Genomic DNA, 19,503 nt, shown 5'->3' with positions numbered 1-19,503 from the left:
GACATCTCGACAAAGTCCGGTAACCCGGGATTGATCAATCGCTGATGAGGGATGTCCATGTTTCGAAAATATAAAAGAAAGGGAGCTGGATTGCGGAGCGCTCCCATTACGAGAGATGCCCTTCTCGATGCCACCGCCGGTATGGCTGATGCGGTGATCGAAGAGCATGAAACAAAAGGCGGACAAAAAGCAGTAATTTACTATTTACATACGATCATTGACCGGGTGCTGCTGCAGCAGTCGATCATCAGGCCTCTGATCACGAGCGGCGAAGAAGAGTCAATATATCGCTGTTTAAAAACCTTTGTTTTGCACGTTGAACCGATCGTATCTTTGGAAAGCGCAAAAGAGTGGCTGATGTCCGGTTCGATCATCATCCATGATCCGGCTCAGCAGCAGTGGTTTGCCATTCCTGCTGAAAATCGGGTCGGCCGGCAGATCGAACCGTCTCAAACCGAAACGGTAATGTACGGTCCGAAAGACAGTTTTACCGAACAGCTTGACGTCAATCTTTCTTTGCTGCGGCGCAGGCTGCCTTTAACCAATTTAAAAGCGGAAAGGCTGACGGTCGGGTCGCTCAGCAAAACATCCGTTGTCATCGTTTATATTGCCGGATTAACCAATCCAGAGTTGATTGAGGAAGCCAGAAAAAAAATCGCGGAAACCGATTTTGACATGATCTTCGATTCCGCACAGCTCACTGAATTGATTGAAGATCATCATCATTCGATTTTCCCGCAGTTCCAGCAGACCGAGCGTCCCGACATTTCCGCATACAACTTAAGCATTGGCAAAATCGCCATTTTGGTCGACCAGACGCCGTTTGTATTACATGCGCCGATCACGTTTTTTCACCTTTTTCACTCCGCCGAAGATTATACGACGCGCTGGCCGGTTGCCAGCTTTTTTAGAATGCTGCGCTACGCCAGTTTTTTTCTGTCTATTTTGTTAATACCTTTGTATGTCGCCTTGTCGACTCATCATTATCATATGTTTCCGCTCCAGATTCTTTACGTGCTGATCGAATCAAGGAGCAAAGTGCCGTTCAGCCCGTTTTGGGAAGCGGTCCTTATGCTGCTCGTCATCGAAATTATCAAGGAAGCCAGCGTGCGGATGCCGACAAAATCAAGTTCAACATTGGGTGTCATCTCGGGGATTGTCATTGGGGAAGCAGCGGTGCAGGCCGGCTTTGTCAGCAAAGTGCTGATCGTTTTGGTCGGCATCTCAACGGTCGCGTCATTTTTGGTGCCCAACTACATCGTCGCTAAAGGACACACTATGATTCATTTTACGATGCTTGTATTCTCCGCCTGCCTCGGTTTTTTCGGATTGACCTTCGGAATGATCGGACTGTTTGTTCATTTGAACGGGCTCACTTCTCTGAAGCAGCCCTATTTTGCACCGATTACTCCTTTATATTGGCGCGATTGGCTTGATCTTTTTATACGAAGTCCTTTGATTTGGCTGAAAAAGCGTCCCGAATATCTGCATCCTCTGCAAAAATGGCGGTACGTAAAAAGGAGATGAAGCGGCTTGAGTTCTTTTCAATTATTTCACAAGACACGTCCTCTCGGCGGCATTTACATCGCCCTTATCGCCAACCGTATGCAAGTCCTTTTTTTCATATTGGTTCTACCGATGTATTTGGTTCACCCTTACATGATGTTCGTTATGCTCGGTGTCGGAATGCTGTCCCAGCTCAACCTGTACCTGTTGTCCAAATGGCTGTCTTCTCCAGCTGCTGCTAAAGGCTACGAAGGCTTCGCCGCCCTCTTCGGCGAACGCAAGCTGCGATTTTTTATTCTGATCGGCTTAATTCAGCTCGCGCTAAAGATCGCGATCATGATCACAAGCTACGCCGAAACAGTGAGACATTTCATCTTTCCCGCGATCAATATCAACTGGCTCGTGATCTTTATTCTGGTTATCAGCGGGTATGCTGCCTCCCGAGGCATGGAAAATACGATGCGCTTTGTCATTATTGCCTTTATGTCATCATTTTGGATGGTGTTCCTTTTTATCAGATTTTATATACCCCCGATCGCTTCCTTGACTGATTTATACCCGCTGATTCCTTTTGAATGGACTGAACATTCTTGGAAGGCACTGCTCGTCATGTGGTCTTCTTTTTCCAGTCCCGAGTATTTGATTTGTCTGGCTCCGTGGTTCAGCAAGGAAGCAAATGTGCTGAAATGTTTATCGGTCGGTAATGCGATTTCACTCTTCGAATACTTGTTTTTGTTTATCGGTGCACTGTTTTTCTACGGCTCCTCTTATTTGCGGGAAACCGTTTTTCCGGTGATGAACATGCTCCGCTATTTGCAGTCGCCGATTTTGGAGCGGATCGATACGTTTCTTCTGTCTGCCCATATGTTTCATTTTGCGTTTGTGATCGCAATTTTTTTGCTCTGCTTTTACGGCGGCCTCCGCATTTTATTTAAAAGGGTGTCCAAACCGGTGACGCGAAGAGGATTTCTGTTCAGCTTCCTTCTGATCATGGGATGTTCGCTCATTATGAGCACCTGGTTTTGGCAATCCGGAAAGGAGCAGAATATGTGGTTTTTGATCGAAGTATCCATCGGAGCCGCCACCTATGCATTGATTCCGGCTCTTCTTGTTTTCGCCGGAAAACGAAAGGGGCGCATAGAATGATCAGCGGAAAACGCATCAAATTAAAGTGCTGTCTCGTACTCGGGATTTTCACAGCGGTTGCGGGCTGCTCTCCATTTGTCGAAAACAATGAGATTGAAGAAATCTCACCGGTTACCTTTTGGTACATGAAAGAAGGAAAAAAAGGAAAGATCTCGATGAGCACTGTCGTCCCTCCGATGGGTCTTGAAAAAAAGAGGCTGTTCAGCACCGAAGTCGATATGATTAAACAAGCTGGAAAGCGCTTTAACTTAAATTATTACAACGAGCTGAAAAACGGGCAGCTGAGAATGGTGATGATCGAAGAAAATCTCGCCGACAAAGGCATACTTCCGATTATCAACACGCTCCTGTCAGACCCGAAAATCGGCCCCCGCCTTTATCTGATCGTCGTCAAAGGCGATTTTGACAAATATATAATGAGCGAATTGAAGCAAAGCGAGAATTTTGACTTTTATCTTTATCAGACGTTAAGGCATTTTGAAAGAGCAAACCAGGGTGAAATGAGCATCGTCAACCTGCATCAATTCAAAAACCAGCTGTACACCCACTTTTCAGATCCATACGTGCCTGTTTTCAGAACCGATGGAAACCAGTTCACATATGAAGGAACAGGACTTTTCCGAAACGACAAATTCGTGAAGGTCCTGACCGGCATAGACGATCAAATTTTTCAGCTGATCAACAATAACAGGTTCCTGAAGTTCCTCACGATCCCCAACTTGTCAATCGTGATCGGCCAGGCACGCTCAACCGTCACGTTCGACTTGAATCAAAACAATACGGGTTTATCAATGAAGGTCAGCCTAAACGCGGGAATTGAAGAATATACAGGCGATAAAAACCTGCAGGATCAAAGCGAATTCAACGCACTCGTCCATGATGTAGAATCTGAATTGGAAAAGAAAACAGCGGACATGATCAAGGACATGCAAAACATTCGGGTTGATCCGCTTGAAGTCGGCGGCGAAGCGCTGTTTCCGTTTACAAAGCCGATGAGCGACAAAGCGTGGCTGAAGCGTTGGGAGAACATGGATGTTAAGGTGGACTACCAGCTGAATCTGAGACCGGTTGTGAATACGCAGTAGGGCGGCGCTTGATTGAAAACGCATGGAGAAAGGCGGCACCGGGCGGGGAACGCTTCCTTACGCCCTCCTTCCTGTTGTTCCTTTGTGACCGCAGGATCATCTCAACAGCCCGCTCAGGGTGGCCCCCGTTTCATACCGTAAGCTTTTTCGTCTGATACTGAATCTTGACGGGCCTGCCTGTTGACCAGGATTGTGTGGCCGCAAGCGCGATTTCAAGATTGACCGCCGCATCCACTTCAGTCACAAGCGGTTTCGTTTTGATGCGAACACAATCAGCAAAATGCTGCAGCTCCAAACAGTACGCTTCATGGAACCTCGCCTGGAAATCGGGAATGATATTATAGCTGCTCCCCTTTCCGGTCCGCACTGTAACCGCCGGGTTCCGCAGCATCCCGATGAAGATGCTGCCGTCCGTTCCGATGATTTCGGCGCGGATATCGTGGCCGTAAGACGAATTGCGGCTTGCTTCCGCATCACCCGCCGCTCCCGAATCAAACTCCATATAGGTGAGCGCCTGATCGACGTCATGGCATCCCGGCATGAATGCGTGCTTCAAAACCCTTCCGTGGCCGGAAACCGCAGTGATTTCAGCCCCCATTAAATAACGAGCGATGTCATAGTCATGAATCGAACAATCGACGAAAATACCGCCGCTTTTTTTGATGAATTCGGCCGGAGGAGAGCCAAAATCGCGCGTAAACCCTTTATAATAGATCGGTTTGCCGATCTCTCCGGCATCGATCCTTCTTTTGGCATCCGCATAAGCAGGATCAAACCGCCTCATAAACCCCACCTGGCAAATCACGCCCATTTCTTTGACCTTGGAAATGACTTCTATTGACTCTTCAAGATTTAATGTCAGCGGCTTCTCCACAAAAATCTGTTTGCCGAATTCGGCTGCCTGTTTGATCATTTCGGCATGAGTGGATGTCGGTGTAACGATGACAACGGCATCAATTTCCGGATCGCGGAGGCACTCAAACGGGTCTTCAAACCACTTTTCAACACCCAGTTCAGCTGCAACCTCCCTCGCACTTCCCTCTGCCGGATCGGCTACAGCGGCGAGCAGGACTCCGGGCACCTCGGTTTTGAGGTTTTTCGCATGGTAATAGCCGAGCCTTCCAAGCCCCAATACGGCGCATCTCACAACTTCTGTCATTTTCTTCTCCTCCTTTGCGTTTCATGAAAGCGCTTTATTAATTAGAGAAAGCGCTTGCTCATTTCAATTCTGATTTTACCCTGTATTTATTTTATCCGCAATTGTTTTTTAGGAATTAATTTGGTCAAGCGCTTGCTCTTTAGAAACGAAAAAAGAGCGTTTTTCTATCAAAACCCGCTCTTTTCGGCATGTGCTTCTTTTTTAAATGGAGGGGCCGTCGACTGTCTGACGACAAGTTCAGGCGTGAGAATGATTTTGCTTTTCGAGCTTTTCTTGCCGCTGATTTCTTCGGCAAGCAGCTCGGCCGCGCGGCGGCCCATTTCTTCAATCGGCTGAGACACTGTCGTAAGCGGCGGATCGGTCATTTCGGCTAAAAACGTATTATCAAAGCCGATGACCGATAAATCCGTTGGAACATGGAGCCCCCATTCCCTTGCAGTCTGAATGACTCCGCACGCGAGCACATCATTCATGGCAAAAACGGCGGTCGGAATATTGCTTTTGAAAATCTGAGCGGCCGCTTTTTTGCCGCATTCCAGGGAAAAACCGGATCCGGCGATGAGCGTTTCATCCGCTTTGATGCCTGCTTCATCCATCGCTTTTTTGAAGCCTTTCAGCCTGTCTTTTTCTCCGGTTGTCGATCCGTCGCCGGCGATGCAGGCGATTGTCTTATGACCGAGCGAAATTAAATGCCGCGTCGCTAAATATCCGCCCATAAAATCATCGATGACCACGACATCCATCGGAACAAGGGCGCGATCCTGGGAAATCATCACGAGCGGTATGCCCTCTTTGGCAATATCCTCGAGCGCATCCATCGTCTCCTGATTTTCGATGCCTGTCGCAAAAATGATGCCGTCGACGCTTTTTTGCTTGAGGACCGAGAAATACGTTGTCTCCTTTTTCGGATCGCGGTCGGTACTGCACATCATAATGCTGAAGCCGAGCTCGCCCGCCCGCTCTTCAACGCTTTTGGCAAGCTCGCCGAAAAACGGGTTTGCAATATCGGGCGTCAACAGGCCGATAATGTTCGTGCGCTTTCCGGTAAGCGCAGAAGCGTGAACATTCGGCTGGTAATCGAGCTCTTTCATGACGGCATGCACTCTTTGCCTTGTCGACCTGCTGATCCTCCCGGTATTGTTGATCACCCGGGAAACCGTGGAAATCGAAACGCCGGCCGCTTCCGCTACATCATAAATGGTTTTTTTCATATTGGTCCCCTCTAGTCCGCTGATGAAAGATTTCTAATATTATATTATAGAGCGTGTCAGCTTCCGCGGCAAATCAGCTCCCACTCCTCCCGCAGGATTCCGTATCTGATTGAATCGTAATAGACTCCGTCATAATATCTGACTTTGCGAATCCGGCCTTCCATCTTAAATCCGGCTTTTTCGGCGCACCTCATCATCCGCCTGTTGCCTGACCACGTCGTCATTCCGATTCTCGGCACATCGACGTTTTCAAACAGGAAGCCGATCCATAATTCTACGGCTTCCGTACCGTATCCCCCGTTCCAAAACCGCGGATCATAGATGCCGATCCCGCATTCCAGCCAGCGTGTCGGCCGGGATTCCCAATAGTAAGAAACGGTTCCTTTCAGCTCTCCGCCGATCTCTATCGCCAAATAGCGCGGCGGTTTTTCTTTTAAAGCCGGCACTAAAGAATCGACAAAGTATTGAAACGATTCGGGCTGAAGCGGAAAATAAGGGGCATCCCATTTTTTCCATTCAGGGTTTTTAGTTCCGTAAATCATTCTCCATAATCCGGGCAGGTCATCCATTGTGATCGTACGCAATTTCACTTTTTCACCATTGATGGATGCCAAACTTATCTCCTCCTATGCTTTGAAAATATCACTCAATATTTCGCTTCATCATCTTTCTGTATTCAACGGGCGAAATCCCTTCTATTTGTTTAAACAGCTTTGAGAAATAGGTCGGATCATCGATTCCGACTTGTTCGGCAATCGATGACATTTTGTCGTTTGTAGAAGAGAGGAGCCGCTTCGCTTCAAAAACTTTCGCCTTATTGGCATATTGGCCCGGTGTGATGCCAAACACCTTTTGCATGCAGCGGGTAATGTAGTCCTGGTGATAATGAAGGGCAGCCGAGAGCTGCTCCATGCTGAGCTTCTCCTTATAATGGCGGTCGATGTAATGCTGTGCTTCGGATGCTACACGCTCACTCGCCGAAGGAATATGGAACGCCTCCTTCTGCAAGTGAATCAGCAGCTCTTCGAACAAGAGCTGCCTGCGAAGCGGCAGGTCGGAATTTTGGGCGGAATCGTCAATCAAACGCCTAAACTGCTGTTCGATAAACGCTTTTTGGTCGATCTTTCCCTTTCTCGGAATCTTTAAATGATACAATGTCGGCGTTTCAAATGTCCCCTTCCTCAGCTTGAGTTCAGTCCAGTTCTCACCTCCCTGCTGCGCGAAGCCATAGGACGGCTCCTGAAAGTGCAGCCAAAAATAGCGGGTATCGTCTTGACAGCCGCGGTGGCCATAATGCTCGAGCCCCGGAATAAGGATGATGTATTCCCCTTCCCGGATCTGATGGGGCTCGCCGTCCTCAGTCAAAAATAGTTCCCCCTGTATCACATATAAGAGATCAAACACGGAATATTCACGCCTCACATGCTTTTCCCCTCTTTTGAACAGCCCTTCTCCGCCGGTAATCAACACAGGGAGCGGCGGAATTGTAAAGATGATATGTTCCATGTTCTCTCCCCTTTTTCATCAAGTCGGATTTCTCCAAGAAGTATCGGTTTCGTCTCTTCTTATTATAAGAAAATGGCGTTACACTATAAAACGGAATTTTAAAAGAAAGGGGTCAAACGCCATGAAAAAAACAGCACCTCAAAACCTCTCTTTATTCGCATTGACTTGGCCTATCTTTATCGAGGTTTCATTATATATGTTAATGGGCAACGCAGATACCCTGATGCTCAGCCAATATTCCGACGACAGCGTGGCAGCCGTCGGCGTCAGCAACCAAATGCTGAACTTGATCATTGTGATGTTCGGTTTTATCGCAACAGGAACAACCGTCATTATTTCTCAATTTTTAGGGGCGCGGCAAAAAGCCGAAGCAATGGAAGTCGGCTATGTTTCCATCAGCGCCAATTTTATCATCAGTCTATTCATCAGTGCGGCGATTTATATATTTGCCAAACCGCTTTTATTGATGATGGGCCTTTCCGCCAACCTGCTTGCTGAAGCCGGCATCTTTCTCCAGATCGTCGGCGGACTGTCCTTTGTCCAAGCGCTCATTATGACGTTCAGCGCCATTTTGAAAAGCTACGGGTATACAAAGGACACAATGGTTGTAACCATCGGCATGAATATCCTGAACATCGCCGGCAACTATCTTGTCATATTCGGACCGTTCGGCTTTCCGGTTTTAGGCGTGGCCGGCGTGGCAATGTCCACTTCAATCGCGCGCATCATCGGCCTTTTGGCGATCGCTCTGCTCGTCAAAAAGCGCGTCGGCATGCCGCTGTTGTCCAAACGGCTGTTTGTCTTAAAGAAAAGTCACCTGAAAAAACTGCTGAAAATCGGGATTCCTTCAGCAGGGGAGCAGCTGTCATATAACGCGTCACAGATGATTGTCACCTATTTTATCACGCTGATGGGCGCGCAGGCGCTGACAACAAAAGTCTATACCCAAAATTTGATGATGTTTATCATGCTTTTCGGCACAGCGATCAGCCAGGGAACGCAAATCTTAATCGGACGCCATATCGGCGCGAAGCAATTTGATGAAGCATACAGCCGCTGCCTGAAAAGCCTGTGGTGGGCTCTGGCCATTACAACATTTACTTCCGTTCTCTTCGCTGTGTTTTCAAAACAGCTGATCGGCATTTTCAGCAGCAATCCCGATATTATCGCAACGGCCAGTATACTGATCCTTTTGACGATTATCTTGGAGCCCGGCCGCTCGTTTAACGTGGTCATCATTAATTCTCTCAGAGCTGCGGGAGACGCGAAATATCCGGTTTATATGGCGATTGTCTCGATGTGGGGAATCGGACTTCCGATCGCTTACATTTTCGGCATTCAGCTCGGATTCGGCCTGGCGGGAATTTGGTTTTCCTTCATCGCCGACGAATGGGTCAGGGGAATTTTAATGTACAGAAGATGGAGATCTAAAATGTGGCTTCAAAAAGGATTTGCAGCATAACCTGCTTTCAGTTGAAAGCAGGTTTTTTCATGTTATAAAACTTAACGAGACTGCCATTCTATGAACACAGACCTCTCAAAGAATAGGTCTAATAGATTAATTTTTTTGAAAATTCGTATTGATTTTCAATTTACTTTTACGTATGATAAGAAACATAACAACAAACGTAATATAACCTTACACCAAAAGGAGGATTTGCATTGTGAAAAAAATCGAAACGATTATACGCCCCGAACAGTTCCCCCGCCTCCGCAAAAAGCTTGAAGAGGTTGGCATAAACGGATTAACCGTCTCAGAGGTTGCCGGCTGCGGCCAGCAGCGGGGGAAGCAGGCTCTGTTTCGCGGCACCTCCTACGAAATCAAGCTGCTGCCTAAAGTGAAAGTCGAAATGGTGATTGAATCGGAGAGCGTTGATGAAATTATCAAATCGAAAGCACATGTTCGACAAATACGGTCGGCGACGGAAAAATCTTTGTCCTTCCAATTGAAAACGCGATCCGAATCCGGACAGGGGAATCAGGAAAGGAAGCGATTGTCTAAAACGACCGATTCCCTCCTGCTCTCTTTTAGTCGATACTTTAAGAAAGGGTGATTCTTATGAAAACCAAGGTATCTGCCGTCCTGCTCCTCAGTTTTTTCTTCACCGCATCAGCTCTGGCCGCCGAACCGACGGTGCAATCGGTCAATGACTCGGTCAACATGACATGGGTAGCCATCGGCACTCTGCTCGTCTTTTTTATGCACGCCGGTTTTGCGATGGTTGAATCAGGCTTTACAAGAGCTAAAAACACGTTAAACATTTTAATGAAAAACTTCCTGACGATCTCTATCGGCTCCATCCTTTATTTCTTCGCCGGATACGCGTTCATGTTCGGGGACAGCGCCGGCGGGTTCATCGGCACAAGCGGTTTTGCTCTAGCGGGTGATCAGGATGTCGGATTTTTCGTCTTTCAGGCCGTGTTTGCCGCTACGTGCGCCACCATTATTTCCGGCGCTGTCGCTGAACGGATGAAGCTTGGCAGCTACATGATCTTGACGCTGTTTATGACCGGTCTCATCTATCCGGTTGTCGGCCATTGGACTTGGGGGGAAGGCTGGCTGTACGACCTCGGATTTGTCGATTTTGCCGGATCTTCAATCGTTCACTTGACAGGCGCTGCGGGCGCAGTTGCGGCTGTCATGTTTCTCGGGCCGCGGATCGGAAAATATACAAACGGCAAGGTCAACGCCATTCCAGGGCACAGCATTCCGCTGGGCGCTCTCGGCGTCTTTATCCTGTGGTTCGGCTGGTTTGGGTTCAACGGCGGAAGCACGCTTGCGGCTGATCCCGCCGCCGTCCCGCACGTCATCACCACAACCCTTTTAGCGGCATCGGGCGGAGTCGTCAGCTCGGCGCTGTTCACTTATTTCCGCTACGGCAGGATCGATCCTTCCCTGACGCTGAACGGCGCGCTAGGCGGCCTTGTCGGAATTACCGCGGGCGCGGACGGCGTTTCATTTACAGGCTCGATATTGATCGGATTCATCGCCGGTGTCATTTTAGTTGTCGGCGTTCAGTTTATCGACCAGGTGCTGAAGCTTGACGATCCCGTCGGCGCCATTGCCGTTCACGGTATTTGCGGTGTTTGGGGGACGCTTGCAGTCGGGCTTTTCAATACATCGAGCGGTCTCTTTTACGGAGGAGGAGCCGCACAGCTTGGCATTCAAGCCGTCGGCATTTTGTCGATCGCGGCCTGGACCCTCGCTGCCACATCAGCTGTCGCCGCGGCAATGAAAGCCCTCGCTCCGATCAGGGTATCAAAAGAGGAGGAAATTTCCGGACTAGATTATGCCGAACACGGTTCTTCCGCGTACGAGTATAAAGAAAGCTACATCGATCAGGACGATGTTGACGTAAGCTCCGCTTTCGGAACGGATCTTGTCTCACGGCTCAACAATTTAAAGCCTGGACCTTCTTCCAAAACTGAACAGGTGTGACTCTCATGCATCCGGCTCTCAGGCCGGCTTGCTGATCATAGAAATCGGCGGTGTTCAAAATAAACGCCGCCGTTTCTTTATAGCTTAGCTGCCAAAACGCAGAACACCCGGCATATGCCGGGTGTTTTATGTTATTCCTCGATATCAATTCGATAACTTTCAAACCAAGTATGGATTTGGGCAAGGTGGGCGATCAGCTGCGGTCCCTTCATCAATTGTCCGTACCACGGAACTTGAAATGATGCACCTTCCGTCTCAATCAGCCGCTCCAGTTTTTTCTTTTCTAAGAAAGCATAGAGCGCCGAGTCTTTTTGCTCCAGCAATGACTCCAGCCAGCGTATCACGGCTTTCGTATAGGCCGGGTGGTGCGTTTTCGGATATGGGCTTTTTTTGCGGTACAGCACTTCATCAGGCAAAATGCCTTCCAGCGCCTTGCGGAAGATGCCTTTTTCACGGCTGCCATGCATTTTGACATCCCATGGAATATTCCAGACATACTCGACAAGCCTGTGATCTGCAAACGGAACCCTGACCTCGAGGCTCGCACCCATGCTCATTCTGTCTTTTCGATCCAAGAGCGTTGTCATAAACCAGAGCATATTTAAGTAAAACAGCTCTCTCCTTCGTTTCTCCGCACCCGTTTCTCCTTCCAGCAGCGGTGTTTCTTTAACTGTTTCCTCATATTTTGCCTTCACATATTCGCTGAGGTTCAGCTTTTTCTGCCAGCCGTCCTGCAGAAGTCCGATCCGTTCTTCCATTGATCTCATCCATGGGAAACCTTTCACATCTTCTGCCGAATGGAACCAAGGATAGCCGCCGAAAATTTCGTCCGCGCATTCCCCTGAAAGGCTCACGACAAAGTCTTTTTTAATCTCGCGGCAGAACCATAGCAGGGAAGAATCGACATCAGCCATCCCCGGCAAATCCCGAACCAGTACGGCTTCTTCCAAATAGGCAGCCAGCTCCTCCTGGGATATCACGCAATTGTGATGAACCGTTCCGAATGCATCGGACATTTTTTTAATCCACGGGCCGTCGGCGTTTGGCTGAAATGAGCTTGACGTAAAATATTGCTCATTGTCTTCATAATCGATCGAAAACGTATGAAGGGGCGCCTTCCCTTCTCTCTCGAAATGCTTGGCGGCCGTTGCGGTAATGGCGCTCGAATCGACCCCTCCAGATAAAAACGTACATACCGGCACATCAGACACAAGCTGCCTTGTAACGGCGTCCTGAAACAGCGACCGCACATTTTCCACCGTTTCGTCAAAGCTGTCCGTATGCTTCTCGCTTTTCACATTCCAGTAGCGCCAAACCGTTAAACCGTCTTTTGAGAAAATCATCGCATGCCCCGGGCGGATCTCCTTTACTCCTTTAAAAACACCGCTCCCCGGCGATCGTGACGGGCCGAGGCCGAAAATTTCTGCCAGCCCTGAACGGTCTACCTTTGCTTTCACTTCAGGATGAGCGAGGATGGCTTTGATTTCAGATCCGAACAAAAATGATGAGCCCTGTTCGGTGTAAAAGAACGGTTTAACACCAAGCCGGTCGCGTGCCGCAAAAAGAAGATCCCGCTTTTCATCCCATACCGCAAATGCAAAAATTCCGTTCAGCCTGTCGATGCATTCCTCTTTCCATTCCATGTATGAATGAAGCAAAACCTCTGTATCTGAGTGGCTCTTGAATTGATGCCCCCGCCGCCTAAGCTCTTTTCGCAAATCCTCCGTATTATAGAGCTCGCCATTATAGCAAATCGTATAATCATATCCTTGATGTGTGCGGGTCATCGGCTGTCTGCCGCCTTCCAGATCCACAACTGCCAAGCGTTTATGTCCGAATAAAACATGGCGCTTTCCCCAAATATTCGTATCATCAGGTCCTCTTTTCGAAAGCGTATCAGTCATCTTCTCCATGATTGACTGCTCTCGGACAAGCGGCTTCTTAAAATCGACCCACCCCGTTATTCCACACATTGTCGATCAGCTCCAATTCTAATGTACTTCCTCTGCTTTAGGCTTCACTTCCTTTGTCACTTTACCTATTTTATGCACCTTAAAATAATAGTTGAATTGTCCAACAGAGTCTTGTATGAGACAAGCCCGTTTTGGAAAAAACGAAATAAGAAAGGAGACCGCCCATGGACACCGAACGCCAGAAACGACTTTATGCCGAAAAGCGCAAATGGATTTACGGCAAAATTTTAATGGAAGACGGGATCTGCCTGATTGAAAATGAAGAAGGAGATTTGCTTTTGGTTGAAAGCCTGAACAGCCCCGGAGTTTTCATCAGCATAGACGGAGAATGGCAAAAAGCCGAACTGTTTGATCAATTCGCCGTAACGGAAAAACCGGAGACCGTGAAGCTGACAGGAGGAGAACCGATCCGTTATCTGAAAACGGTAAAACAGGCATTTCTCGAATTTTTGAACGATCTGGAAGACGGACAGTTCTATTCTTTTTTGGATCAGCTGAACAGCCTCGGCTTTTCCGTCTTTGACTGCGTCTTCGCCTATAACGGCCTGAGCTTTTGGCCCGAGAAAAAGGATGTCAAGGGCGTTTCGTTTTATCAGTTTTCTCATGATATGAAACAATGCGCCCTGCAGCATCATTACGAAAGAAAAGAGGAGTGGAAGGACAGATTTGAATGGACCGCTTCAGATGGGGAACGAATCGTTATGATTTCAACATTCAAGCCGCCGACATAAAAAAGACACCAGTCCTCATAAAGAACCGATGTCATTTAATTAAAACACTTTAAAGCCCAGCGGAAGCCGGAGTCCAAGCACAACCGTCAAGAGCAGAACGACAATAAAGCCGATCCAGATCCCAGTGGCCGCTTTTCCGTTTTTCCTGCGGATTAATAGCATTTCCATGAATCCGATGGTGATGAGGCCGAGCAAGGCCTTCGCTATGTATTCTCCGTTCCATGCCGTGAACTTTAAAAAGAGCTGCGCCCCGGTAATGATAACGATAATATAGAATAAGCGGAGAATCATATGTGTAATTTTTGCGCCTTTGCTGTTTCCAGATGAGTAAAGTCCGTAAGCAACGAACACTAAAATGAGCGCGATCACCCAAGACGTGATATGCATATGCGTCATATTCATTTTTCCCCCTATCAAATCAGGTATCGTTCTTATCTTATCATGAACCGGTCCATTAAACAAAACAATGTGAACGCTGTCATTTCCGCAGCAAAAAAGACGCTGAGATCATTCATCAGCGCCTTTTTCATTTATTTGCGTTTGTTCTTTTTCATGCTTTTCGTTATCTGTTTCCACCGCTTTTTTTCCTGCTGCGCCGCCCGTTTATCCGTTTTTCTTTCGAGGTATTCGAGCTCTTTTTTTAATTTCAGGTAGCTTTGGAACCGGCCGGCATCGAGTCTGCCGTCAGCCAGCGCCTCCTGCACGGAGCAGCCGGGTTCTGTTTGATGCATGCAGTCTGAAAATCGGCAGTTTTTTGCAAGCTGGTCAATATCGCTGAAGCTCTGTCTGAATCCTTCTTCCGATTCCCAAAGCTCTAAGGCCCGCATCCCCGGCGTATCGATTAAAAGCCCGCCTTCAGGCAGCATAAACATCTCCCTGTGCGTCGTCGTATGCCGCCCTTTGTCATCATCTTCACGAACGGATTGGACGGCTTGCCTGTCTTCCTTCAGAAAAAAGTTGATGATCGTTGATTTTCCGACGCCTGACGACCCTAAAAGGGCGACGGTTTCCCCTTGTTTCACATACGCTTTCAGCTCATCCATCCCACTGCCTTCATGAGCGCTGATGACGTGAATCGGCACCCCGAATGCCACGGACTCCGCCTGGCGCACCTTTTCTTCAATCCGGTCAGCAATGTCCGCTTTGCTTAAGACGATGACGGGATTGGCTCCGCTTTCCCATGCCAGCAGCAAGTAGCGTTCGATTCTTCTCACATTAAAATCCAGACCGAGCGCATTGACGAGAAAGATCGTATTGACGTTTGCTGCGGTGATCTGTTCCTCCGCCGGCTCACCCGCCGCTTTGCGCGAAAATTTGCTGAATCGGGGAACGACCTCCGTGATGATTCCCTTCTTTTCGCCGCCGCGTGGGCGCATATACACCCAATCGCCGACAGCGGGGTAGTCTCCGCGGCTTTCCACTTCAAACCGCAGCCTGCCGGAGATTTCGGCAAGCCACTGACCTTCTTCCGTCCATACCCGGTACAACCTTTTATGCTCAAGGGCGATCCTTCCCAAAACCAGACCTTCCTCATCCTTTAAAGCTTCCATGATATATTTGATGCCTAATGCTGATAAATTCAATTCGGTTTCCTCCTAAAGATCTGATGATTGATTAAAAAAAGAGCCGCAAATACACGGCTCTTTCAACATATAAACACTCCATGAGCCGGTTCACAGCCCATGGAAATATCACCAGATCCATTTGAAGAATACCAGTCGAAATATTACATGGGCTGTGCAATGATCGTTTGTTGGGCAAAAAAGACAATATCCATTCTCATCACACATCCCTCATTTCTAAAAAATTTGACAGCTTCATTATATGCTAAAGCCATCCTTTTGACAATCCTTTATTTAACTGGATTGGAAAGCGTTCCGATCGGTTCGATCGTAATGTCGACCTGATCGCCTTTTCGGAGGAACTTCGGCGGATTAAAGCCTTTGCCGACTCCTGACGGCGTACCGGTTGCGATAATATCCCCCGCTTCAAGCGTCATTCCTTTGGACAGCGTTTCGATCATTTCCGCAATCGGAAAAATCATGTCCTTTGTGCTCCCCGACTGGCGGAGTTCGCCGTTCACTCTCGTCTCCACCTTCAGGTCACCGGGGTCTTCAATCATTGATTTATGTACAAGAAACGGCCCCATCGGGCAGGTCGCATCAAGGCTTTTGCCGATAAAAAACTGCTTGTGCCTCTTTTGCAGATCGCGCGCCGTCACATCGTTAATGATCGTATAGCCGAACACATAGTCGAGCGCTTCAGCTTTCGGGATGTTTTTTCCCGTTTTGCCGATGACAACCGCGAGCTCGCCTTCATAATCGAGCGCCTCTGTCACGCCTTCGTGGGCATCAATCCCTTCCATGTGGCCGATGACCGAAGTCGGCGCTTTTGTAAACACCATGATATGTTCGGGAATATCTGCTTCACTTCCCATTTCAATCGCATGATCCCGATAATTTTTTCCGATGCAGATCACATTTTTCCGCGGTTCGGGAATCGGTGCAAGCAAATCGACGTCTGACAGCGGATAAATATACGAACCGCTCTCTTCGCTGTTTTTCTTCTTTGACCATTCCACTAGCTGTTCGACATGGCGGACAAACTTCTCTCCCTCGCTTACGCATTCGATAAGCGTTTCAGGTATCGTTTCAAGCTCAAACAGCTTTTTTTCCGCCTTTTGCAAATCCATTATCTTCTCATCCATGACAAGCCCTACAAATGTACGGCTGTGCAGCTTTGCTGTCGCAAACTTCATAAATATTCCCCCGCAGTATGATTTAAAGCTATTCTACATATTCTCTAAAAAAACGAAAATTCCTTTCCTCTTTCAGAAAACCGCTTCTAAAGTCCCGGGCGTTCCTTCCCGGAAAAGAAAATGGCGGCTCACCATGCAGCAAGCCGCTTTTCTTATTTTTTCCGGTAGATGACCTCGGTCAGATTTCCGTCAGACCATTTTGTAATGGTTTCATAGCCGCCTCTTTTATGATGGTGAGTCTTCTTGCAGCGATGATGGTCGGGGCGTTTGCGGCCGCATTTGTCGCGTTTTTTGCAGTCGTGATGTTTTTTGCTTTTGTCAGGCTTCTTACAGTCGTCTGGTTTCTTGCTTTTGTCAGGCTTTTTGCAGTCATCGGGTTTCTTGCTTTTGTCGGGCTTTTTGCTTTTATCCGGCTTTTCATAGTCGTCATGCTTCTTGCTTTTATGATGTTTTTTGCTTCTGTCCGGCTTTATTCCCCACCAAAGATCCCAAATGTTATGCGGACGCCGCTCTTTTCCCGAGCCGGCGTATTCTTCGGGTTCCCGGTCTAAATAATGGTCTCTGCCTTCGCTCTTCAGCTGGTCTACTGCCTTTTTAATGTCATGATCATGGACACCACTCATCTTGTAACCTCCTGTTCTTCCTTTTTTATGTCCTGATTTATCATACGCGCCGTAAAGACAAGTGTACTGAGGCAAATGACTGTTTTTGTTCAAACTTAGGCGGTCTGCTTCCGGGACAGGTTTTTTTCACATATGATATGTCAGCTGAAAAAGGAGGAAATGATGATGAGTGCCACTGCCTTGCCGGCCTTTAGGCTGCACATTCATCCGAAGCATCTGCTTGAGTTGAAAAAAGACGTCTGGAGTGATGAAGCCGTTCCCGGCATGCTCTTGACCGGTTCAGCAAAGACGCCTGTCGCAGTGTCATACAGAGGGGCCCACACCCGCAAACTGACGAAAAAATCCTATTTCATTCAATATCCGGACAATAAAGAAAAGGCTGCGTTTCATTTGAACGCGGAATATCATGATCCGTCTTTCATCAGAAACAGGCTTTCCTTTCATTTTTTTGAACAAATCGGCGTCCTTGCGCCAGCAGCATCACACGTTTTCCTTTATATCAATGAAAAAAAAGAAGGTATCTATTTAAAAATCGAATCTGTTGACGATCATTTCTTAAAGAGGAGAAATTTAGAAAGGGGGGCCATTTATTATGCCGTTGATGACGATGCTAATTTTTCTCTGCTGAGTTCCTTCAATAAAAAGGCTAAGCAAAATCTCATGCAGGGATACGAAAGAAAAACGGGTTCAAGCCGCCACGATGACTACCTCCAGGAGTTTATCTACTTTATCAATACCGCCAAAGACGACATATTTGAAAAAGAAATCAAACGCTATCTCGATGTCAAACAATATTTGCTGTGGCTCATCGGCGCCGTCTACACCCAAAATTTCGACGGCTTTGTCCATAATTACGCGCTTTATTTAAACGGTCGCACAAAAACGTTTCAAATCATTCCATGGGATTATGACGCGACATGGGGACGGAATATTCACGGGGAAGAAATGGAGCACAACCGGATTCCGGCGAAAGGCTATAATACGCTGTCTGCAAGGCTGCTCGACATCCCGGCTTTTCAATCCCAATACTTTAATTTAATGAAAAATGTCTTGCACCGCCAATTTACACTCAGCCGGCTTTCGCGGTATGCGGTAAACTGGCACGAGACAATCGCGCCTTTTCTTGAACATGATCCTTATACAACCGTCACATACAGCCGGCTCGAAGATGAGCAAAAACAAATTTTTCATTTCATCGATCAGAGGAAGCGGTTCCTGCTTTTCGAGCTTTCCCGATAATAGACTGTCGCTGTCCTCCGAAAAAAATGTCACATTTTTTGTCATATTGGCGAAAAAAATCCCTTTTACACAAAATAAGGTATACTAGCAATATCAAGGACATCAATGCGCTGAATACCTGAAATTACCGACTCAAAATACAAATCGAAAGTTGGAGACTGCCATGATGAACAATAAAATTGAAGCAAAAAGACTGGCCTTATTTGAAGCTGCCGAAAAGTTCGGCATCAACTCCAAAGAGGCCATTCGATGCAGTCAGGAATTGGACAACTTGCTGAATCAAAGAATGCAAAAGGATGATAACTGCGTGCATGCGGAAGAAAGAAAAGGCCGCCACACGTCATGACCTCCGACTGCAAGCTGCGCCTGATGCCGGCCTCCTTCCTCCTCCATTTCATCATCCGTTGATTTCGGGTCGCAGCTTGGGCTATTCGGCCATTGTTTTTTGAACATAAATCATCGTGCAAATACAGTAGGCAAGAATGGCTGAAGGTGTAAAAGACTCTTGATACGGGATGTAAACAACCCCATTTAAAAATAACAAAAATCCGCTGTTCAAAAAGAAATACCCAGCGATTTTCGCCAGCTTATCCTGATCCCTTACCCTTTCCCGGCGAAACCCCCGCAATATCCAGGTTTGCTTTTTTATTCCGACTGCATATGCGGCCGCAAAGAACAGCAGGGCTGCAGCGATTGATATCGGATTCAATTGAAAATACATACGTCTCTCCCCTTATCGCACGTTTTCCTTCTTCATACGTTTTCTCATCTTATTAGTTTCACCAGTATGTGATCTGCACTCACGGAAGAACCTCATTTTTAATCACAAAAGCGCCTAATCAACATAGGATATGGTGTATAGCCCATAAAAAAATGTTTGATCAATTAAAGGGTGTGCCATCATGCCAGCTATTGTCGGAGCTTTTAAAGTAAATGCCGTCGGTACGAGCGGCGTTGTTCATGTCGGAGACTGCATCACGATTTCTCCTTATGCAGAAGTTAAAACATTTGCGGGTGCCGGCAGCTTCAATACCGGAGACGGACTCAGAGTATACAACCAGAACAGCATCACCAACACATATGACAACGATGTAATCGATCAGCCGGTCGCAGGCAACCTGTAGGGA

19 protein-coding genes and 1 pseudogene are annotated in these 19,503 nt (G+C 47.6%); 10 read left to right on the top strand and 10 right to left on the bottom strand.

Annotation, left to right across the window (positions count from 1 at the left end):
* Positions 1-57: 57 nt before the first annotated feature.
* From MKY62_RS05920 to MKY62_RS05910, 3 genes are read left to right on the top strand one after another with little or no spacing between them, the layout of a single operon-like run.
* On the top strand, positions 58-1,527 hold the full coding sequence (locus MKY62_RS05920; RefSeq protein ID WP_003180481.1) for a spore germination protein: 1,470 nt from the start codon (positions 58-60) through the stop codon (positions 1,525-1,527).
* A 6-nt stretch (positions 1,528-1,533) separates the two neighbouring features.
* The gene (locus tag MKY62_RS05915) at positions 1,534-2,652 is read left to right on the top strand and encodes a GerAB/ArcD/ProY family transporter (RefSeq protein WP_003180479.1); all 1,119 of its coding nucleotides are present in this window, start codon (positions 1,534-1,536) and stop codon (positions 2,650-2,652) included.
* On the top strand, positions 2,649-3,737 hold the full coding sequence (locus MKY62_RS05910; RefSeq protein WP_003180477.1) for a Ger(x)C family spore germination C-terminal domain-containing protein: 1,089 nt from the start codon (positions 2,649-2,651) through the stop codon (positions 3,735-3,737). The genes MKY62_RS05915 and MKY62_RS05910 overlap by 4 nt, the downstream gene beginning before the upstream one ends.
* Positions 3,738-3,867: 130 nt before the next feature.
* On the opposite strand, the gene MKY62_RS05905 is transcribed toward MKY62_RS05910, so the two are convergent.
* From MKY62_RS05905 to MKY62_RS05890, 4 genes are all read right to left on the bottom strand, one after another.
* Positions 3,868-4,896 carry a Gfo/Idh/MocA family oxidoreductase gene (locus MKY62_RS05905; RefSeq protein WP_003180474.1) on the bottom strand — a complete coding sequence of 343 codons (1,029 nt, stop codon included), beginning with the start codon at positions 4,894-4,896 and terminating at the stop codon, positions 3,868-3,870.
* Between the two features lie 167 nt (positions 4,897-5,063).
* Complete coding sequence (locus MKY62_RS05900; RefSeq protein WP_003180471.1) at positions 5,064-6,107, bottom strand: LacI family DNA-binding transcriptional regulator; 1,044 nt, start codon at positions 6,105-6,107, stop codon at positions 5,064-5,066.
* Between the two features lie 56 nt (positions 6,108-6,163).
* The gene (locus MKY62_RS05895) at positions 6,164-6,721 is read right to left on the bottom strand and encodes a GNAT family protein (protein ID WP_339613987.1); all 558 of its coding nucleotides are present in this window, start codon (positions 6,719-6,721) and stop codon (positions 6,164-6,166) included.
* Between the two features lie 28 nt (positions 6,722-6,749).
* Positions 6,750-7,613, bottom strand: coding sequence for an AraC family transcriptional regulator (locus MKY62_RS05890; RefSeq protein ID WP_003180467.1), 864 nt, complete (start codon positions 7,611-7,613; stop codon positions 6,750-6,752).
* 85 nt (positions 7,614-7,698) lie between these two features.
* Between MKY62_RS05890 and MKY62_RS05885 the strand changes: the two genes are divergently transcribed.
* The 3 genes and pseudogenes from MKY62_RS05885 to MKY62_RS05875 all read left to right on the top strand — a co-directional run bounded on the left by MKY62_RS05885 (position 7,699) and on the right by MKY62_RS05875 (position 11,052).
* Positions 7,699-9,075 carry an MATE family efflux transporter gene (locus MKY62_RS05885; RefSeq protein WP_025805600.1) on the top strand — a complete coding sequence of 459 codons (1,377 nt, stop codon included), beginning with the start codon at positions 7,699-7,701 and terminating at the stop codon, positions 9,073-9,075.
* 202 nt (positions 9,076-9,277) lie between these two features.
* Positions 9,278-9,537, top strand: a pseudogene (locus MKY62_RS05880) (P-II family nitrogen regulator); the annotation flags it as partial.
* A 135-nt stretch (positions 9,538-9,672) separates the two neighbouring features.
* Complete coding sequence (locus MKY62_RS05875; RefSeq protein WP_003180461.1) at positions 9,673-11,052, top strand: ammonium transporter; 1,380 nt, start codon at positions 9,673-9,675, stop codon at positions 11,050-11,052.
* A gap of 131 nt (positions 11,053-11,183) precedes the next feature.
* Here the strand turns inward: MKY62_RS05875 and asnB are convergent, their stop codons facing one another.
* Positions 11,184-13,025 (bottom strand): asparagine synthase (glutamine-hydrolyzing), encoded by a 1,842-nt coding sequence (asnB, locus tag MKY62_RS05870; RefSeq protein ID WP_003180460.1) that lies wholly within the window; start codon positions 13,023-13,025, stop codon positions 11,184-11,186.
* Between the two features lie 164 nt (positions 13,026-13,189).
* Here asnB and MKY62_RS05865 point away from each other — a divergent pair, with 164 nt between their 5' ends.
* Positions 13,190-13,756, top strand: coding sequence for a DUF2777 domain-containing protein (locus tag MKY62_RS05865; protein ID WP_003180458.1), 567 nt, complete (start codon positions 13,190-13,192; stop codon positions 13,754-13,756).
* Between the two features lie 39 nt (positions 13,757-13,795).
* On the opposite strand, the gene MKY62_RS05860 is transcribed toward MKY62_RS05865, so the two are convergent.
* The 4 genes from MKY62_RS05860 to MKY62_RS05845 all read right to left on the bottom strand — a co-directional run bounded on the left by MKY62_RS05860 (position 13,796) and on the right by MKY62_RS05845 (position 17,137).
* A complete protein-coding gene (locus tag MKY62_RS05860; RefSeq protein WP_011197750.1) occupies positions 13,796-14,152 on the bottom strand; it encodes a YisL family protein in 357 nt (118 codons plus the stop codon).
* Positions 14,153-14,286: 134 nt separating this feature from the next.
* Positions 14,287-15,339, bottom strand: a complete 1,053-nt coding sequence (gene rsgA, locus MKY62_RS05855) for a ribosome small subunit-dependent GTPase A (RefSeq protein ID WP_003180453.1) — start codon at positions 15,337-15,339, stop codon at positions 14,287-14,289.
* Between the two features lie 269 nt (positions 15,340-15,608).
* Positions 15,609-16,514 (bottom strand): fumarylacetoacetate hydrolase family protein, encoded by a 906-nt coding sequence (locus MKY62_RS05850; RefSeq protein WP_003180452.1) that lies wholly within the window; start codon positions 16,512-16,514, stop codon positions 15,609-15,611.
* A gap of 152 nt (positions 16,515-16,666) precedes the next feature.
* The gene (locus tag MKY62_RS05845) at positions 16,667-17,137 is read right to left on the bottom strand and encodes a hypothetical protein (RefSeq protein ID WP_003180451.1); all 471 of its coding nucleotides are present in this window, start codon (positions 17,135-17,137) and stop codon (positions 16,667-16,669) included.
* A gap of 165 nt (positions 17,138-17,302) precedes the next feature.
* On the opposite strand from MKY62_RS05845, the gene MKY62_RS05840 reads away from it, so the two are divergent.
* The gene (locus MKY62_RS05840; RefSeq protein WP_035334042.1) at positions 17,303-18,376 is read left to right on the top strand and encodes a CotH kinase family protein; all 1,074 of its coding nucleotides are present in this window, start codon (positions 17,303-17,305) and stop codon (positions 18,374-18,376) included.
* Between the two features lie 166 nt (positions 18,377-18,542).
* The gene (locus tag MKY62_RS05835; protein ID WP_011197747.1) at positions 18,543-18,722 is read left to right on the top strand and encodes an aspartyl-phosphate phosphatase Spo0E family protein; all 180 of its coding nucleotides are present in this window, start codon (positions 18,543-18,545) and stop codon (positions 18,720-18,722) included.
* Between the two features lie 81 nt (positions 18,723-18,803).
* Here MKY62_RS05835 and MKY62_RS05830 read toward each other — a convergent pair whose 3' ends face one another.
* On the bottom strand, positions 18,804-19,097 hold the full coding sequence (locus MKY62_RS05830) for a DUF3784 domain-containing protein (protein WP_003180447.1): 294 nt from the start codon (positions 19,095-19,097) through the stop codon (positions 18,804-18,806).
* Between the two features lie 181 nt (positions 19,098-19,278).
* Between MKY62_RS05830 and MKY62_RS05825 the strand changes: the two genes are divergently transcribed.
* A complete protein-coding gene (locus MKY62_RS05825) occupies positions 19,279-19,500 on the top strand; it encodes a spore germination protein (RefSeq protein WP_003180445.1) in 222 nt (73 codons plus the stop codon).
* The last annotated feature ends 3 nt before the right edge of the window (positions 19,501-19,503 follow it).

It is taken from the genome of Bacillus sp. FSL R7-0646, from assembly GCF_037969865.1.
In the GTDB taxonomy this organism is placed as follows: Bacteria; Bacillota; Bacilli; order Bacillales; family Bacillaceae; genus Bacillus; species Bacillus licheniformis.
Note: the sequence above shows the minus strand (reverse complement) of the source record. Positions and strands in the feature narration are given on the sequence as shown.

Coding starts and splice junctions, on each gene's coding strand:
- MKY62_RS05845 (WP_003180451.1), bottom strand. CDS start 17,137: ATGAGTGGTGTCCATGATCATGACATTAAAAAGGCAGTAGACCAGCTG.
- MKY62_RS05910 (WP_003180477.1), top strand. CDS start 2,649: ATGATCAGCGGAAAACGCATCAAATTAAAGTGCTGTCTCGTACTCGGG.
- MKY62_RS05825 (WP_003180445.1), top strand. CDS start 19,279: ATGCCAGCTATTGTCGGAGCTTTTAAAGTAAATGCCGTCGGTACGAGC.
- MKY62_RS05920 (WP_003180481.1), top strand. CDS start 58: ATGTTTCGAAAATATAAAAGAAAGGGAGCTGGATTGCGGAGCGCTCCC.
- MKY62_RS05890 (WP_003180467.1), bottom strand. CDS start 7,613: ATGGAACATATCATCTTTACAATTCCGCCGCTCCCTGTGTTGATTACC.
- asnB (WP_003180460.1), bottom strand. CDS start 13,025: ATGTGTGGAATAACGGGGTGGGTCGATTTTAAGAAGCCGCTTGTCCGA.
- MKY62_RS05900 (WP_003180471.1), bottom strand. CDS start 6,107: ATGAAAAAAACCATTTATGATGTAGCGGAAGCGGCCGGCGTTTCGATT.
- MKY62_RS05860 (WP_011197750.1), bottom strand. CDS start 14,152: ATGACGCATATGCATATCACGTCTTGGGTGATCGCGCTCATTTTAGTG.
- MKY62_RS05850 (WP_003180452.1), bottom strand. CDS start 16,514: ATGAAGTTTGCGACAGCAAAGCTGCACAGCCGTACATTTGTAGGGCTT.
- MKY62_RS05875 (WP_003180461.1), top strand. CDS start 9,673: ATGAAAACCAAGGTATCTGCCGTCCTGCTCCTCAGTTTTTTCTTCACC.
- MKY62_RS05905 (WP_003180474.1), bottom strand. CDS start 4,896: ATGACAGAAGTTGTGAGATGCGCCGTATTGGGGCTTGGAAGGCTCGGC.
- MKY62_RS05835 (WP_011197747.1), top strand. CDS start 18,543: ATGAACAATAAAATTGAAGCAAAAAGACTGGCCTTATTTGAAGCTGCC.
- MKY62_RS05830 (WP_003180447.1), bottom strand. CDS start 19,097: ATGTATTTTCAATTGAATCCGATATCAATCGCTGCAGCCCTGCTGTTC.
- MKY62_RS05840 (WP_035334042.1), top strand. CDS start 17,303: ATGAGTGCCACTGCCTTGCCGGCCTTTAGGCTGCACATTCATCCGAAG.
- MKY62_RS05865 (WP_003180458.1), top strand. CDS start 13,190: ATGGACACCGAACGCCAGAAACGACTTTATGCCGAAAAGCGCAAATGG.